Source organism: Lederbergia galactosidilytica, assembly GCF_017873565.1.
GTDB classification, from domain to species: domain Bacteria; phylum Bacillota; class Bacilli; order Bacillales; family Bacillaceae_C; genus Lederbergia; species Lederbergia galactosidilytica.
Genome location: NZ_JAGGKH010000015.1, coordinates 1 through 14,779, shown reverse-complemented (window position 1 = coordinate 14,779; position 14,779 = coordinate 1). Strand labels below are relative to the sequence as shown.

The window sequence follows — 14,779 nt, the reverse complement described above, 5'->3', positions numbered from 1 at the left end:
CATGAAAAAAAGGAGGATAAACGCAAAAGTCGCTCGTAATTTGGAAGGGACATTATTTATCGCCCCTTGGATGTTAGGATTTTTGATTTTCCTTGCTTTTCCATTAGGATTTTCCTTGTTTATGAGTTTTCATCAAGTGAAAATCCTTCCGACTGGGATGAAATATGAGTTTAACGGCATCAAATATTATCGGGAGATATTATTCAATAGCTCTGAGTTTTATGATGAGCTTATTCCATATTTTCAAGAGATTATCTTAATGGTCCCTATTATTATTATTTTCTCCTTATTAATTGCCATATTGCTTAATCAAAAACTTTATGGTCGTTTCTTATTTCGAACGATCTTTTTCCTCCCTGTCATTTTTACAACGGGGTATCTCTTAACAGAATTTGTTAATCAAGGGGAAGGAAGTTTAGGATTTTTAGAAAGATTTTCTCTTGGAGAATATTTAGACACATTTTTAGGTAACAGTACTTGGGGGAATTCAGTTAAGACGATCTTAAATCGCTTTGTTCTTGTTTTATGGTATTCAGGTGTGCAAATCTTAATTTTCTTAGCAGGGCGGCAAACGATCAGTAATTCCGCTTATGAGTCAGCTCGAATTGATGGAGCAAACCCATGGGAGGTTTTCTGGAAAATTACATTACCAGCTATGACCCCTTTTATTTTCTTGAATCTAATTTATACGGTCGTCGATATGTTCACTTTTCCCTTCAACCCAATTATCGATTTAATTGGTACAGGGAATTATGGTTATAGTAGTGCGCTTGCATGGGTTTATTTCTTGATTATCTTCATATTCCTAATGATCGTGATGTTCATTTTCGTTCGGATTAATAAAAGACAAAGGGCAGCAACCCGTTAAGGAGGGAAGGAAATGAATATTAGTACAGATACGATGAAAAAGTATCGCAAGCCAAGTAATAAACATTATTTGCAAAGAGGGCTAACCTCCGCTAAATATATTATTTTGGGGAAGGAAATTAATGAGGGACTCCTCTTTAAGGCTTTTCTCTATACAATATTTATTGCAACTTCTTATATCTATTTAAATCCGATTCTAAAAATGATCGTCAATATGGTCATGAGCGAAAAAGATTTGATTGATCCAACGATTACTTGGATTCCATCAGAATTCTATTTGGGGCATATACACCAGGCATGGAAGGCCTTACATTATGGGCAGGCTTTTTCCATTAGCATGATTGTAGCCTTGAGTTCCGCGATATTTCATTGTGTAACTTGTGCCTTAGCTGGCTATGCCTTAGCTCGTTTAGAGTTTCCTTTTAAAAAGTTGGTATTTGGGTTATTAATTACAGCTTTTATTATTCCACCACAAGTCACGGTATTACCAACTATTATTGGTTACACAAAATTAGGAATTAATGATAGTTTTCTTACATTAATTGTTCCATCTATTTTAGGCTTTGGAGTAAAGGGATCCCTGTTTGTGATTATCTTCCGACAATTCTTTCTTACTCAACCAAGGGAATTGGAGGAGGCGGCTAAAATCGATGGTGCCAGTGCGTTTCGATTCTTTTTAAAAGTCATGCTTCCATTAGCAAAACCGGCACTCTTAGTTGTATTCTTATTCTCCTTTGTTTGGACTTGGAATGATACCTATTTACCAAAAATGTTTTTGGTAGATACACAATTATTACCACTTGCCAGTGAAATGTTATCGTTAGATCGAGTGATAGAAAGTTTTGTGGAATCTCAGCAAATGTCTTCTGATGAAGCGGGAGCAGTTAAAATGGCAGCTAGTTTTCTTGCCATCCTCCCACCATTACTGATTTTCTTAATCTTCCAACGTCATTTTGTCGAAGGCGTAGAACGAACAGGATTAGTGGAATAAAGCAAGCTGAAGGCCAGTAAAGCAACGTACAAACCTTTTGGTTAAGGATATAGGATGAGCCTGAAAAGCAAATAAATGGTGAATTAAGCAAGCAGGTACCGAAAGATTGTTATCGCTGGGTGCTGGAGCTGGACAAATGCAAAGCGAAGTGGTTGCCTAGGCGCGACAAGCAAATGTTCTGGATCTAGGAAGGGGGTTTTCCCTTCCAGAGTTCCAGGTTATTAAACGGGTAACGAAATGAAATTGACAACATTGTAAACAAATGGTAATTTATAAAATAGGTAGAAGTTTAAGTATCTTTGGAAAATTTAAATGAACAGATCACTTTTTCGCTTAGTATCTTTATGACTGCCACCCTAGCGTTTTAGTGAGTACAGAATGTTCTTCTTTGCCATCGAAAAAGGGATGGCTTGCAGTTTTTAACAGATAAGAAAGGATAAAGTCTTACGATGGATGAGATCCATATGCGATAGACAGCATCAGGTTAGATCGGAAAACGCTGTCATAAACCTTTCTTTAGATCAGAATCAAGAGATAGTGGCATCTTAGCCAATAGATATTATACGGATGGCATATGTTTCTTATGGTGATTTTCTTTTTTTGTGAATAAAGATGGCCTTTATTAACTTCTTAAAAACAAAAAAAGGATGGGTGAAAAAATGGATATTTTAATTGTTGAAGATGAAAAGTCAATTCGAGAGGTCTTACAATCATATTTTCTAAAAGAAGGTTGGCAAGTTTATATCGCTAGCGACGGATTGGAAGCGCTTCATAAAATAGAGAGGTTTAAATTAGATGTTGTTTTATTAGATCTTATGATCCCTAAAATGTCTGGTGAAGATGTATGTAAAAGGATTCGAGAAACATCAAAGGTTCCGATTATGATTATTTCTTCCAAATCTCGTGAGGAAGATATGATTAATGGATTAAATATTGGGGCAGATGATTATATTGTTAAGCCCTTCAGGATTAAAGAAGTTTTGGCCCGAATTAACGCTTTATTACGAAGGATGGATATGTTTAAGAAACAGGATGATCCGATTCTGCGCTTGAATCAAAATGGATTAGTTATTAACTTTGAAACCCAAGAGGTTTTGGTTAATCAAAAAGCTGTAAAACTAACATCAACTGAATTTAAAATATTAGATGCATTGGTAAAAAAACCACGGAAAATTTTTAGTCGTCAGGATTTATCTTATATCGTACAAGGTTATCGATATATTGGTGATGGAAGAACAATGGATGCACATATCAAAAATTTGCGCAAAAAGATCGAGCATGATCCTAAAAAGCCCGAGTACATTGTGACAAAAATTGGTGCAGGCTATACATTTAATAGTTTCTTGGATAGGGAAGTATGAAGTTTATGAAGGAATTTTTCAAGAAAACGGAAATCTCGATTTTTATGATTCTATTTTTAATGTCTTTCCTCGGTATACTATGCATCTATTACTCTTTATTGTTTTCAACCGACCGCCTCATAACAGAGTATAAACAAAAATACTTTTCCGAAAAGGCCTATCAAATGAGCTTTTTTTTTCGAGCTGGATTACTGGATCCACTTGAAGCTCCAGAGAATGGGGAACGATTTGAACAAATGGCCCAAGAATATGCAACACCAGTCGAATTTGTCGAGGAAGGATCTTTGCAAGTTTTGTATAAAAATAAACTAGACTATTCTGGCTACGAAGATCCTTATATCGTTGAATTACCAATTGTAAAAGATGGAGAAACACTCGGATATTTACATACTATTTTTGATATGAAAGAAGATTTAAGCTCACCAGCCGTTACAACGTTCGAAAAAGGATTAGAAAATAGCCGGATTTATATTCTGGCTTTTGCTATTTTCTCAGCGTTAATCCTAAGTCTCATTATAGCGAAAAATTACGCTGAACCAATGAAAGCTTCTGCTCGATATGCGGAGAAAATATTAAAGGGAAACCGAGAAGAATTTGTTCCAAGAATTGGTACGGAAGAAACGAAACAATTAATTGATAGCATTAATAATCTATTAATCGAATTTAATAATGTAGAAAATTGGCGTAAACAAATGATGGAAGATTTAACGCATGAATTACGTACACCGCTTACATCGGTATTAACTCGCTTGGAAGCGATTATTGATGGTGTATATCCGAAGACTGAAAAAAATTTACAGGATATATATGAGGAAGTTGAGAGGTTTTCAAGATTAGTGAGTGATCTTCAACAACTTTCAGAGGCAGAAGGGGCTCGCTTTAAGTTAAAGATTCGGAAAGTGAGTGTTGATCACCTGGTGAGGGGTGTATATGAGGGTTTTTTGTTCATAGCTAAACAAAGAAAGATTAAGATGCACTTTAATCCACCTAATATGCCTTGTACAGCCTATATAGATCCAGACCGAATGATTCAAGTTATCACAAATATTCTCTCAAATGCTCTTAAGTATACAGCACCAGGCGGCGATATTTGGTTATCAATCGAAATTCAAGAAGATAGTTTTATCTTTTATTGTCAAGATAGTGGGATAGGCATTTCGGAAGATGAATTAAATTTGGTGTTCAATCGTTTTTATCGCATCGATAAATCACGTTCTCGTGATTATGGTGGTTCAGGTATTGGTCTAAGTATATCGAAAGCACTTGTACATGCACATGGAGGACAAATTGGTGTAAAAAGTAAATTTGAAAAAGGTTCGATATTTTGGGTGGAAATCCCGATAGATAATCAGCTTGTTTCATTAGATGGGCAGAAAAAAAGTACGGAGGATATTCATGGGGCTATTTAACAACATCCGCAAGCTTCATCAAAATGCAATTATATTTATTTATCCAATTGTTTATGATTTGCTCGCATTATCTTTGGGCTTATATCTTATGGGGTTTAACGGTCAAACGATGTTTTCGAGCAAACTTATTTTAGAAATGGGCTTCCCATCTGTTAGCCATATTTCGAATATCCCTTTGTTAGCTAATCAAGTATACTTTTTCAATGGTCCTGTTGACATAACTGTATTTACAGGGATAGTTGTGGTGAGTTTGATTGTAATTGGGGCATTTCTTCAAGGAGGATATATTCATTCCTTATATGCGATTGGGAAGAATGGAAAGTATTCTTCAGTTGAATTTGTAAAGTATGGTAAGAAAAATTGGTTGCAATTTATTCTTCTCGGAGTCATTATGTATTTTCTTAAAATTAGTTTAACAGCTTTTCTCGTCATTTTCTTTTCTACTATCGGCGGTTTTGTCGCTTTAATTGCTCTACTAGTTTTGCGAATCGTGTTTATTTATCTGGAGTTTACTATTGTACTAGATAAGCTACCTATTCCGGAGGCTTTGAAAAAAAGTCGCCACTATTTTGCAAAATCGTTTTTACCAACTTCGATAACGGTTGTGATAATGTATATCATCAGTTTGTCCTTAAGTATCATCCTTCATAAAATCTGGTCTCCAATTTTTGTGATTGTGATGATTTTATTCTATGCCTATATTATGACACTGATCCAAATGGTGTTCATGACGATTTTGAGCCGAGCTCGAAAAGAAAAAAATAATAGCTTGGCATAACAAATGAAGAGGCTGGGACATAACTAAAATGCCAAGCCTCAAAAGCGAACAATGCATTACCTTAGCGGAGGAAATATACGTAGACTTGCGGGGAGTAAGAGTTCGACAAGACCCCGGCAGCTCAAGCAAGAGGAGGCTTGACACTAGGGAATGCAGGCTAAGTTCGTGCCGTCCTGGCGGCAGGCTCAAAGCGCAACTTCCTGTTGCTTCACCTACACTAGTACTTCCTGGTACGTCGCAACGCCTGCATGACCCACATCCTCTAGGCCTTCGGAAAGCGAAGTATATTTCCGGAGTGGGTTATTTTTACGCTAGTAGTTCGGACTTTTCATTAGCGAAAACACTTTTGTCCAGCCTCTTTTCTTGAGGTGTTTTTCCCTTTTCTATATGTGGTTGTCTAAATTTTTCATTTACCGGTAACATCTTCACACAAAATTCACAAGCTTTTCGATATGATAATGTTAGCGCTTACTTAATAAGATGGTTATGGAGGTTTGCGACAATCATATAAGGAGGAAGAGAGATGAAGAAAATAGTTAAGTGCATATCCTTTTTATTTATCATTGGGTTTTTGTTTGTCATCACAGGAGCATGTAGCAAAACGTCAGCACCAACAGATGGGGAGGATCAGGAGAATGTAACCATTCGCTGGGCACACCAGTGGGATGAGGAACATTTTGAAGAAAACTATGGAGAGTTATTAAGAGAAAAATTTCCGAATGTAACGATTGAAGTACAACAGGCTGGGACAGACCATCCTGAAACTCTAGAAAACATAATTGCCGCGGATAAAACCCCTGATGTGGTGACAATGGGACTTTTAACACATACAAATTTTTTAGATGATTTAGGATTAGCTTATAATATGGATGAATTAATAGACAAAGAAGGATTTGATTTAAGTCGTTTAGAGCCATCTGTCGTAGAATACGCACGTAAGAATGATCCGAATAATGAAAAAGGTTTGTATATTATCCCCAATAGCCGTCCAACATGGTCTTTGCATTATAACAAAGACGTCTTTGATGTTTTTGGTGTTGACTATCCCGAAGATGGAATGACATGGGAAGAAGTCGTTGAACTTGCTAAAAAGGTAACAGGAGAGAGAAATGGAACAGAATATCGTGGATTAGACCTAGATGTTCCGTACGATGCGTTTACACAATTTAGTCAGCAATCGGTTGATCCTGAAACAGAAGAAGTGATTATTACAGAATCTGAAGCCTTTAAAAGGTATGTGGGTATGATAGACGATGCGATATCGATTCCAGGTAACTATCCAACAGAGCCAAAGGGAGATTTATTTATGAACTGGGGCGCTTTGTTCTCTGAAGGAAATATTGCGATGGCTCCAGCTGCGACAAACTGGGGATGGGTAGAGAATAATTATGTTGATATTGCCACATATCCTGTTTGGAAAGGGTATGAGGGGTTGAATCCACAACCGAATGCAGGTGGCTTTGCAATCACAGAACCAAGTGAACATAAAGAAATAGTTTTAGAGATGATTGATTATTTATTATCTGATGAAGTGCAAATGGAGCGTTCAAAGCAGGGTGGAGCCTCTGTTTTGGTGAATCCAGATATTCATAAGGCATTTGCTGAAGAGAAAGAAGAATTGGTAGGAAAAAACCTAGAATCCTTATTCAAAAATGAATATGCAACAGGCCCAGAAAAATCCGCAAAATTAGGTGGCGGCGTACTTTGGACATTACCGGTTGAATTTGCAAACTCTAACAAAGATATTAATGAATTTTTACGCATTATCCAAGAAGAGGAGGAAGAGCTTGTTCGTCAGCAAAAAGAACGTGAATGACCGTGAAATATTCTTTACACCTGTTTAAAGGAATGGGGAGGTAAAAAATGGACAACGAAACAACATTAAGAGCGTTTCACTTACGTTTCGGTTCACAAGAATTAGTAGATTCATTGCTTACTTTTATTGAACAGGTTTTGGTTCCTAGGCGAGTAAATTTATTGCTATTGGAATGTAATACATCTTTTCAATTTGAAGTATATCCAGAGTTATCTGAAGGTACATTAAATAAATATGATGCAAAGGAAATAGCAAGGATTTGCAAAAGAAATGGCATTAGATTAATCCCATTGTTTCAATGTCTTGGTCATCAAGGCTGGGGAGGAGGAAGAAATAGTATACTCAAACACTATCCTCAATTTGATGAAACACCGCATATTCCAACAGATGCAAACTGGCCGGATTTTTTTGCACCGAGTTGGTGTCCCAATCATCCAGAGGTGAATCACCTGGCTTTTGAATTGATCGATGAATTAATTGAAGCCTTTGCATGTGATGGATTTCATGTTGGGATGGATGAAGTAATTGAGCTTGCAGATAACCAATGCCCACGCTGTCACGGCCATGATCGTGCAGACTTATTTGCCAAAGCTGTAACGGATATGCGTAGTCATATTGTAGAAAAGCACGGATTGGAAATGTTTATGTGGGGAGATCGACTGATCAGTAGTGAAGAAACAGGTTATCATAATATGTGGGAATCTGATACATTCGGTACCTATAAAGCTATTGAGCAAATACCAACGGATATTACAATAATGGATTGGCATTATGACCGTCATTCGTCTTATCCTTCGATAAAAATCTTTTTAGAGAAGGGATTTAAGGTGATTCCAGCCTGTTGGTTCAAAACTGATGCAGCTGTCGCTTTTCTAGGGGAAAGCTTACAGACAGCAAAAGAACTAAATGCCCAAAAGCGGATGCCGGGAATGCTCGTTACTTCATGGAATGGTTGGAATAAGCAAGCGTTTGAACAATTTATTACCGATCAACTTGATGGAGAACTGAAGGAGTTGAAGGAAACGCTGGATCAGGTGACAGGTATTTTAAAGTAAATTCCCTTAGCAATGAATGATTTAAACCATTCATTGCTAAGTTTTTTTTGCAGTTTTGGAAATAGAAAAAAAGGCTGGGACATAACTAAAATGCTAAGCCTCAAAAGCGAATATTGCATTACCTTAGCGAAGTATATTTCCGGAGTGGGTTATTTTCACACTAATAGTTCGGACTTTACTTAAGCGAAAACACTTTTGTCCCAGCCTCAGTTTTTTTGCAGTTTTGGAAATAGAAAAAGGTTGAATTTCTTCACTTGAGTTGGGTTCAATGATTTTCACATCTATAGTCACTACCATGCAATAGCTGGTTTGCCTTCAGTAAAATTCAGATTAACCATTGACGATGTATTTTAGAGTGTGATACAGTATAAGAAATTATAAAAATCCTTTAGTTCGATAGAGTGATAATGGATTAAAGAAATAGGATGTGAACTTGTATGTTTTTGCCGGCAGGTAGCAGAGATGAAATGGGTACTTCTATTGATCATCGTTTCCGTGTCACGGAAGTATTCAGAAAAGTAATAACAATGAGAGGATATTCTCTGATTTCCACACCCGTTGTTGAATATGCTGCTACTTTTACAAATCAGTATGTGGATATGAAATTGCAGGATATGATGAAATGGTTTAATCCAGAAGGTGAGATTGAGGTATTACGACCTGACTGGACAACATCGATTGCACGAGCATTATCAAATCAAGCAAAAATTCCTCAAAAATGGGCGTACATAGGATCTATCTTTAAACAATCGATTCCCGGAATTGAATCCCAGCAAATTGGTGTGGAAACCTTGCATTTATCACCTTTAATGGGAGAGAGTGAAAGCTTGTTAATGGCGAGCTCCTTATTAAGAGAATTACAAATGGGAGATTGTCTCATTGAATTAGGCCATACGGAAATTTTTGAAAGTTTAGTCAGGCCTTTAACTTTGTCTGAAGCAGATGAAAAACGACTAAGACAGGCAATGCATGATAAGAAGAAGGATGAGGTTTATCAAATTGCCCTTAACGGGAAAAATGAACAAAGTGCAAAAGAGTTAGCTTCTCTTGTGGATGCTTTCGGTTCATTAGATATTTTATCCGATTATGAAGAACGGTGGAAAGATCGTAAAGACTTGCTAGATATATTAGACCATTTGAAGAAGCTTGCTAGAATCGTAGAACAATCAGGTAATCAGGAAATCTTAATTGATTTGGGTAGAGTGAAAAATCTCCCTTATTATTCGGGTACGATGTTTAGGGGATTTTTGAAAGAAACGGGAGCGGATTGTTTCTCGGGAGGGAGATATGATCGGCTTTATGAGCAGTTCGGTGAGCGAATCTCTGCTGTAGGGCTGGCGTTTGATGTCGATGTTTTGGCTGAACATTTGGTAGAAACGAAAGACTACACTCATATTTGTATTATTGCTTCCGAGGATACGTTAGTGCAGGCGGAGGAATTGAGAATGGAATATAAGGATGCGATTGTAGATATTCAAACACAGCCATTGGAGAATATTAACTATGATCTTGTTTTGGAAATTAGTAAAAAAAATGGAAAAGTCGAGGTGATGGAAAGATGACAAAACCTGTTGTTGCTTTAACAAAGGGGAGGGTTGAGAAGCAATTTATTCAGTTCCTTGAAGAGCGTGGGTTTGATGTTGCGCCTCTATTAGATAAGGGAAGAAAGCTTCAAGTAGAGACGGAGCAATTTTTCGCCTTTTTTGCAAAAGGTATTGATGTAGCGACATATGTAGAACATGGAATTGCGGATCTTGGTATTGTTGGGGAAGATATTTTGCTAGAAGTTCAACCTGATGTCTTTGATTTACTTCCACTCCCATTTGGGCAATGTCGCTTTGCTGTTGCAGGAGAACCTGATTCTAATAAGGCATTAGGTAAGCAAAAGATTGCAACAAAATATCCAAATATTACAACAGACTACTTTCGGAAACAAGGAAAGTCTGTTGACATAGTGAAGTTGGAAGGATCTGTTGAACTTGCCCCACTTTTAGGGCTTGCTGATGATATTGTCGACATTGTGGAAACTGGAAATACACTCAAAGAAAATGGTTTAGTTGTCAAAGAAGAAATGTTCTCCATTTCTGCACGCTGTATTGCCAATCGGAATTCATTGAAACTGAAAAAAGCAATTTTATATCCGTTCATTGAAGCGTTTCGGGTTGAGGAGGTTATCAAATGATTTCGCTTTATACTGCAAAAGAATTTACCAATCAATTTATTTCCAATAAAACAAAAAAGCAGCCGTTTGCTGACTCGACTTTAAAAACAGTTCGCTCCATTATTGAAAATGTTCGACAAAATGGAGATACTGCTTTACAAGAATATATGGAAAAATTTGATGGAGGCGCACCAAAAAATCTTGTTGTTACAGAAGAAGAAAGAAGTGCTGCCTGGGAAGAGGTCCCTGAGAACGTTGTAGAGGCTTTGCAAAAGGCGGCTGAAAATATCCGATCATTTCATTCCAAGCAACTGCAGCAATCACGGATGATGGAAGTGACAGAGGAAGTGATTTCCGGACAATTATTCCGTCCAATTGAGCGGGTAGGCATTTATGTTCCAGGTGGAAAGGCTTGTTATCCATCAAGTGTTTTAATGAATGCTATTCCAGCTGTTTTGGCCGGAGTATCCCATCTAGTTATGGTTACTCCGGCAAAAGCAGGGAAAATTGCGCCAATTTTATCTGTTGCAGCAGATATAGCTGGTGTGCAAACTATTTATAAAGTTGGCGGCGCTCAAGCAATTGCAGCATTAACTTATGGGACAGAGAGTATTCAACCTGTCGATAAAATTGTTGGACCTGGAAACGAATATGTTGCAGCTGCAAAATCACTTGTTTTTGGTGATGTAGGGATTGATATGATAGCAGGTCCATCAGAGGTTGCCATACTAGCAGATGCTACTTCCCGCCCCGAATATGTTGCAGCAGATTTAATTGCCCAAGCAGAGCATGACGAAAAAGCACGTGCCTTTTTATTTACGACTTCAGAACAGCTTTTAAATGAAACATTAATAGAATTGAAAAAACAATGTGCAAGTTTGCCAAGGAGAGAGATTGCTGAAACTTCATTGAAGAATGAAGGTGGGGCGATTTTAGTGGGTTCAATTGATGAAGCTTTTAACCTTGTAAATCAATTGGCACCTGAGCATCTTGAAATTCAAATTGAAAACGCCCTATCATATTTAGGCAAGGTAAAGAATGCGGGTTCTGTATTCATCGGAAATCACACACCAGAATCAGTGGGTGACTATTTCGCAGGACCAAATCATGTTTTACCTACATCTGGAACGGCAAGATTTTCCTCCGGTTTATCAGTAGACGATTTTATTAAGAAAACAACTTATGTATATTACTCGGAGCAAGCTTTGCAAAATGCTGCACCATATATTGAAAGAATAGCAGAAAAAGAAGAACTTGCTGGTCACGGCCGTGCTGTTGCCATCAGAATGAATAATATTAGTGAATAAGCAGGAGTGAAAGAGATGAGAATAGCTTCTAATCAAAGAGAGACGAAAGAAACAAACATTGCTTTGGAATGTCGTTTAGATGATCCCAATCTAGTAGAAATCGAAACAGGTGTAGGCTTTTTTGATCATATGCTAGAGGCATTTGCTAGACATGGACGGATCGGATTAACGGTAAAAGTCGCAGGTGATTTACATATTGATAGTCACCATACTGTTGAAGATACAGGGATTGTATTAGGGAAAGCAGTACGAGAAGCGTTAGGAGATAAGGCAGGAATAGTTCGCTATGGAACCTCTTATGTTCCCATGGATGAGGCATTGGGATTTGTTTCATTAGATATAAGTGGTCGACCTTATCTTCATTTTGAAGGAGATTTTTCCACTCCATCTTTAGGAAATTTTGATACAGAATTAGTAAAGGAATTTTTCCAAGCTTTTGCCTTCAATGCGGGTATCACACTGCATGCGCGCATTCTATATGGAGAAAATACCCATCATAAAATTGAGGCGCTGTTTAAAGCATTAGGTCGGGCGTTAGCAGAGGCGGTTCGCATTGATCCTAATATAAAAGGGGTTATTTCCACGAAGGGTGTACTAGAATAAGCTGAAAATGAGCTATCCGCATGTTTAAGTTATTATGGTATTAAAAATTTGGAAAAGAAAATGGGCTAGTGTTTGGACCTAGCTCCGGCGCCTTATGAATAGCAAATTTCTTGATGCCTGCTTGCTAAGTCAGTAACGTTTGGGAAGAGGCTCATTGCTAAACAAGGTGCTTTTCAAACAAGGGGGAAGAAAATGATTATTTTACCGGCAATGGATCTCATTAATGGGCAATGTGTCAGACTATATCAAGGGGATTTTGAACAAACAACTAAAGTTGGAAGTGCTCCAGAATCTCAGCTAAACACTTTTATAGAAGATGGAGCAAAGATTATTCATATTGTAGATTTAGATGGAGCTCGATCTGGCAGGCCAGAACAACTTGAATTGATTTCAAAACTGGCCAAATCTGCTTCTGTCCCGATTCAAGTTGGCGGCGGGATTCGAACACTAGAAACAATCAAAGCCTATATTGAAGCTGGGGTGTCCAGAATTGTTATTGGGACGGCCGCACTTGAGGATGAGGCGTTTTTAAAAGCAGCACTAGCAGATTATCAAGAGAATATTGTGATTGGCATCGATGCGCGCGATGAAAAAATCGCGACAAGAGGTTGGGAAACTGAAACAGAGGTCGATTATATCGAGTTTGCTCAAAAAATGGAACAGTTAGGTGTCAGAAGGATTGTCTTTACAGATATTTCTAAGGATGGAACGATGCAAGGCCCGAACTTAGAGCAATTGCGAAAAATCCATGAGGCGGTTAGTTGTGACATTGTTGCTTCAGGTGGGATTCGCAATCAAGCTGATTTAGATGTGATAGCTGAAATTGGCATTGAAGAGGCGATCGTTGGAAAAGCGATGTACGAAGGCACAATCAAATTAAGGGGTTGAAAAATATGTCAGCAAAGAAAATAATACCTTGTTTAGATTTTAAAGATGGGAAAGTTGTGAAAGGTGTCCATTTTGAAGGACTTAGAGAAATGGGAGATCCTGTTGAAATGGCCGCATCCTATTGCCAGGCTGGTGCTGATGAACTTGTGTTTCTTGACATTTCGGCAACAACTGAAGAGCGTGATACTCTTGTCGACATGGTCAAAAAGGTTGCTGAAAAGGCGACAGTGCCTTTTACTGTTGGTGGTGGAATTAAATCAATGGAAGATGTTGAACGGATTCTGGCTGCTGGTGCTAACAAGGTAGGAATCAATTCTGCTGCCGTACAAAATCCCAATTTAATTGTAGAGGCTTCAAAAAAATTCGGTTCGAATTCGATTGTGGCTGCAGTTGATGCTAAGCTTGCTACGGACGGAACTTGGCATGTTATGACCCATGGCGGACAAAAGGATACTCGATTAGATGTAATCGCTTGGTCGAAAAAATTAGAACAACTGGGCGCAGGTTCGATTTTACTAACAAGTGTTGATCGCGATGGTGTAAAAGATGGCTATGATCTTAAACTAACAAAAGCAATTGTTGATGCTGTGTCCATTCCTGTTATTGCTTCAGGAGGTTGTGGAAATGCTGAACATATTGTCGAGGTATTTAAACAAACTAATGTAGCTGCTGCCTTAGCCGCCTCCATTTTTCATGAAAACACGACTAGTATACAAGACGTAAAGCAGCTTTGTCTTAACCAGGGAGTGAAAATGAATGAATCCTGACTTTTCAAAAGGTCTAATTCCAGCGATTATTGTCGATGACCAAACAAATGATGTACTAATGCTTGCATATATGGACGAAACGGCATATGAACGAACATTAGAAACGAAGGAAACATGGTTTTATTCCCGTTCCCGTAAGGAATATTGGCATAAAGGGGAAACATCTGGAAATAAACAAATAGTTAAATCCATCCAACTTGATTGTGATCAGGATACGCTTTTAATAAGGGTGGATCCATTGGGTCCTGCTTGCCATACGGGTGAGAAATCTTGCTTCTTTGAGCAAATAACAGGGGAAGTAGCACAATTCTCTACACAAGCTACTGACAGTATTTACGCACGCTTGATGGATGAGATTCAAGAGCGAAAAACGGAGCCAGTTTCTGGTTCTTATACAACCTATCTATTTGAAAAAGGGACAGATAAGATTGCGAAGAAATTCATTGAAGAAGCGGGCGAAGTCATTATTGCCGCGAAAAATCAAGATCAAGCTGAAATCATTAATGAGTGTAGTGATCTTTTTTATCATTGTTTAGTTTTATTAGTGGACCAGGGAGTCAGTCTAGCAGAGGTAGAAGCAGAACTAGAAAAGAGATCTCACAAAAAGGGAAATGCAAAGAAAGAAAGAAAAGAAATAGAAAATTGGTAAAAAATCAAGCTCTCAGCTCATTGAGAGCTTGATTTTTTAGTGCGCCCGGCATGGGCTATAACTTGGTGGTGAAAGTCCACTACAGGCTTGGCAGTAGGAACCGTTAGCTTAAGGCAAGGGTGTCCAC

Annotated in this window: 14 protein-coding genes; all 14 read left to right on the top strand. The window is 38.0% G+C overall.

Annotation, left to right across the window (positions count from 1 at the left end):
* The first annotated feature begins 1 nt into the window (after position 1).
* The 14 genes from J2Z23_RS15345 (at position 2) to hisIE (ending at position 14,652) form a co-directional block, all read left to right on the top strand.
* Entirely contained in the window at positions 2-868 is an 867-nt protein-coding gene (locus J2Z23_RS15345; RefSeq protein ID WP_057987538.1) for a carbohydrate ABC transporter permease, read from the top strand.
* Positions 869-880: 12 nt separating this feature from the next.
* Positions 881-1,858 carry a carbohydrate ABC transporter permease gene (locus J2Z23_RS15340; protein WP_238482799.1) on the top strand — a complete coding sequence of 326 codons (978 nt, stop codon included), beginning with the start codon at positions 881-883 and terminating at the stop codon, positions 1,856-1,858.
* Positions 1,859-2,517: 659 nt separating this feature from the next.
* Positions 2,518-3,219, top strand: a complete 702-nt coding sequence (locus J2Z23_RS15335; protein ID WP_057987534.1) for a response regulator transcription factor — start codon at positions 2,518-2,520, stop codon at positions 3,217-3,219.
* Between the two features lie 5 nt (positions 3,220-3,224).
* Positions 3,225-4,628: a sensor histidine kinase gene (locus tag J2Z23_RS15330; protein ID WP_165589649.1), complete on the top strand. Its 1,404-nt coding sequence runs from the start codon at positions 3,225-3,227 to the stop codon at positions 4,626-4,628.
* Entirely contained in the window at positions 4,615-5,406 is a 792-nt protein-coding gene (locus J2Z23_RS15325) for a hypothetical protein (RefSeq protein WP_209974453.1), read from the top strand. The genes J2Z23_RS15330 and J2Z23_RS15325 overlap by 14 nt, the downstream gene beginning before the upstream one ends.
* Before the next feature lie 523 nt (positions 5,407-5,929).
* On the top strand, positions 5,930-7,222 hold the full coding sequence (locus J2Z23_RS15320; protein ID WP_209974451.1) for an ABC transporter substrate-binding protein: 1,293 nt from the start codon (positions 5,930-5,932) through the stop codon (positions 7,220-7,222).
* Between the two features lie 47 nt (positions 7,223-7,269).
* Positions 7,270-8,277, top strand: a complete 1,008-nt coding sequence (locus J2Z23_RS15315; protein WP_064468228.1) for a family 20 glycosylhydrolase — start codon at positions 7,270-7,272, stop codon at positions 8,275-8,277.
* 437 nt (positions 8,278-8,714) lie between these two features.
* Positions 8,715-9,839 (top strand): ATP phosphoribosyltransferase regulatory subunit, encoded by a 1,125-nt coding sequence (locus J2Z23_RS15310; RefSeq protein WP_057987370.1) that lies wholly within the window; start codon positions 8,715-8,717, stop codon positions 9,837-9,839.
* Entirely contained in the window at positions 9,836-10,459 is a 624-nt protein-coding gene (gene hisG, locus J2Z23_RS15305; protein WP_057987372.1) for an ATP phosphoribosyltransferase, read from the top strand. The genes J2Z23_RS15310 and hisG overlap by 4 nt, the downstream gene beginning before the upstream one ends.
* Positions 10,456-11,745 carry a histidinol dehydrogenase gene (hisD, locus tag J2Z23_RS15300; protein ID WP_057987375.1) on the top strand — a complete coding sequence of 430 codons (1,290 nt, stop codon included), beginning with the start codon at positions 10,456-10,458 and terminating at the stop codon, positions 11,743-11,745. The genes hisG and hisD overlap by 4 nt, the downstream gene beginning before the upstream one ends.
* A gap of 15 nt (positions 11,746-11,760) precedes the next feature.
* Positions 11,761-12,348 carry an imidazoleglycerol-phosphate dehydratase HisB gene (gene hisB / locus J2Z23_RS15295; protein ID WP_057987376.1) on the top strand — a complete coding sequence of 196 codons (588 nt, stop codon included), beginning with the start codon at positions 11,761-11,763 and terminating at the stop codon, positions 12,346-12,348.
* A 192-nt stretch (positions 12,349-12,540) separates the two neighbouring features.
* Positions 12,541-13,236, top strand: coding sequence for a 1-(5-phosphoribosyl)-5-[(5-phosphoribosylamino)methylideneamino]imidazole-4-carboxamide isomerase (gene hisA / locus J2Z23_RS15290; RefSeq protein ID WP_209974449.1), 696 nt, complete (start codon positions 12,541-12,543; stop codon positions 13,234-13,236).
* A gap of 5 nt (positions 13,237-13,241) precedes the next feature.
* Positions 13,242-14,003, top strand: coding sequence for an imidazole glycerol phosphate synthase subunit HisF (gene hisF, locus J2Z23_RS15285; protein WP_057987380.1), 762 nt, complete (start codon positions 13,242-13,244; stop codon positions 14,001-14,003).
* Entirely contained in the window at positions 13,993-14,652 is a 660-nt protein-coding gene (hisIE, locus tag J2Z23_RS15280) for a bifunctional phosphoribosyl-AMP cyclohydrolase/phosphoribosyl-ATP diphosphatase HisIE (protein WP_209974447.1), read from the top strand. Before hisF ends, hisIE begins: the two co-directional genes overlap by 11 nt.
* The last annotated feature ends 127 nt before the right edge of the window (positions 14,653-14,779 follow it).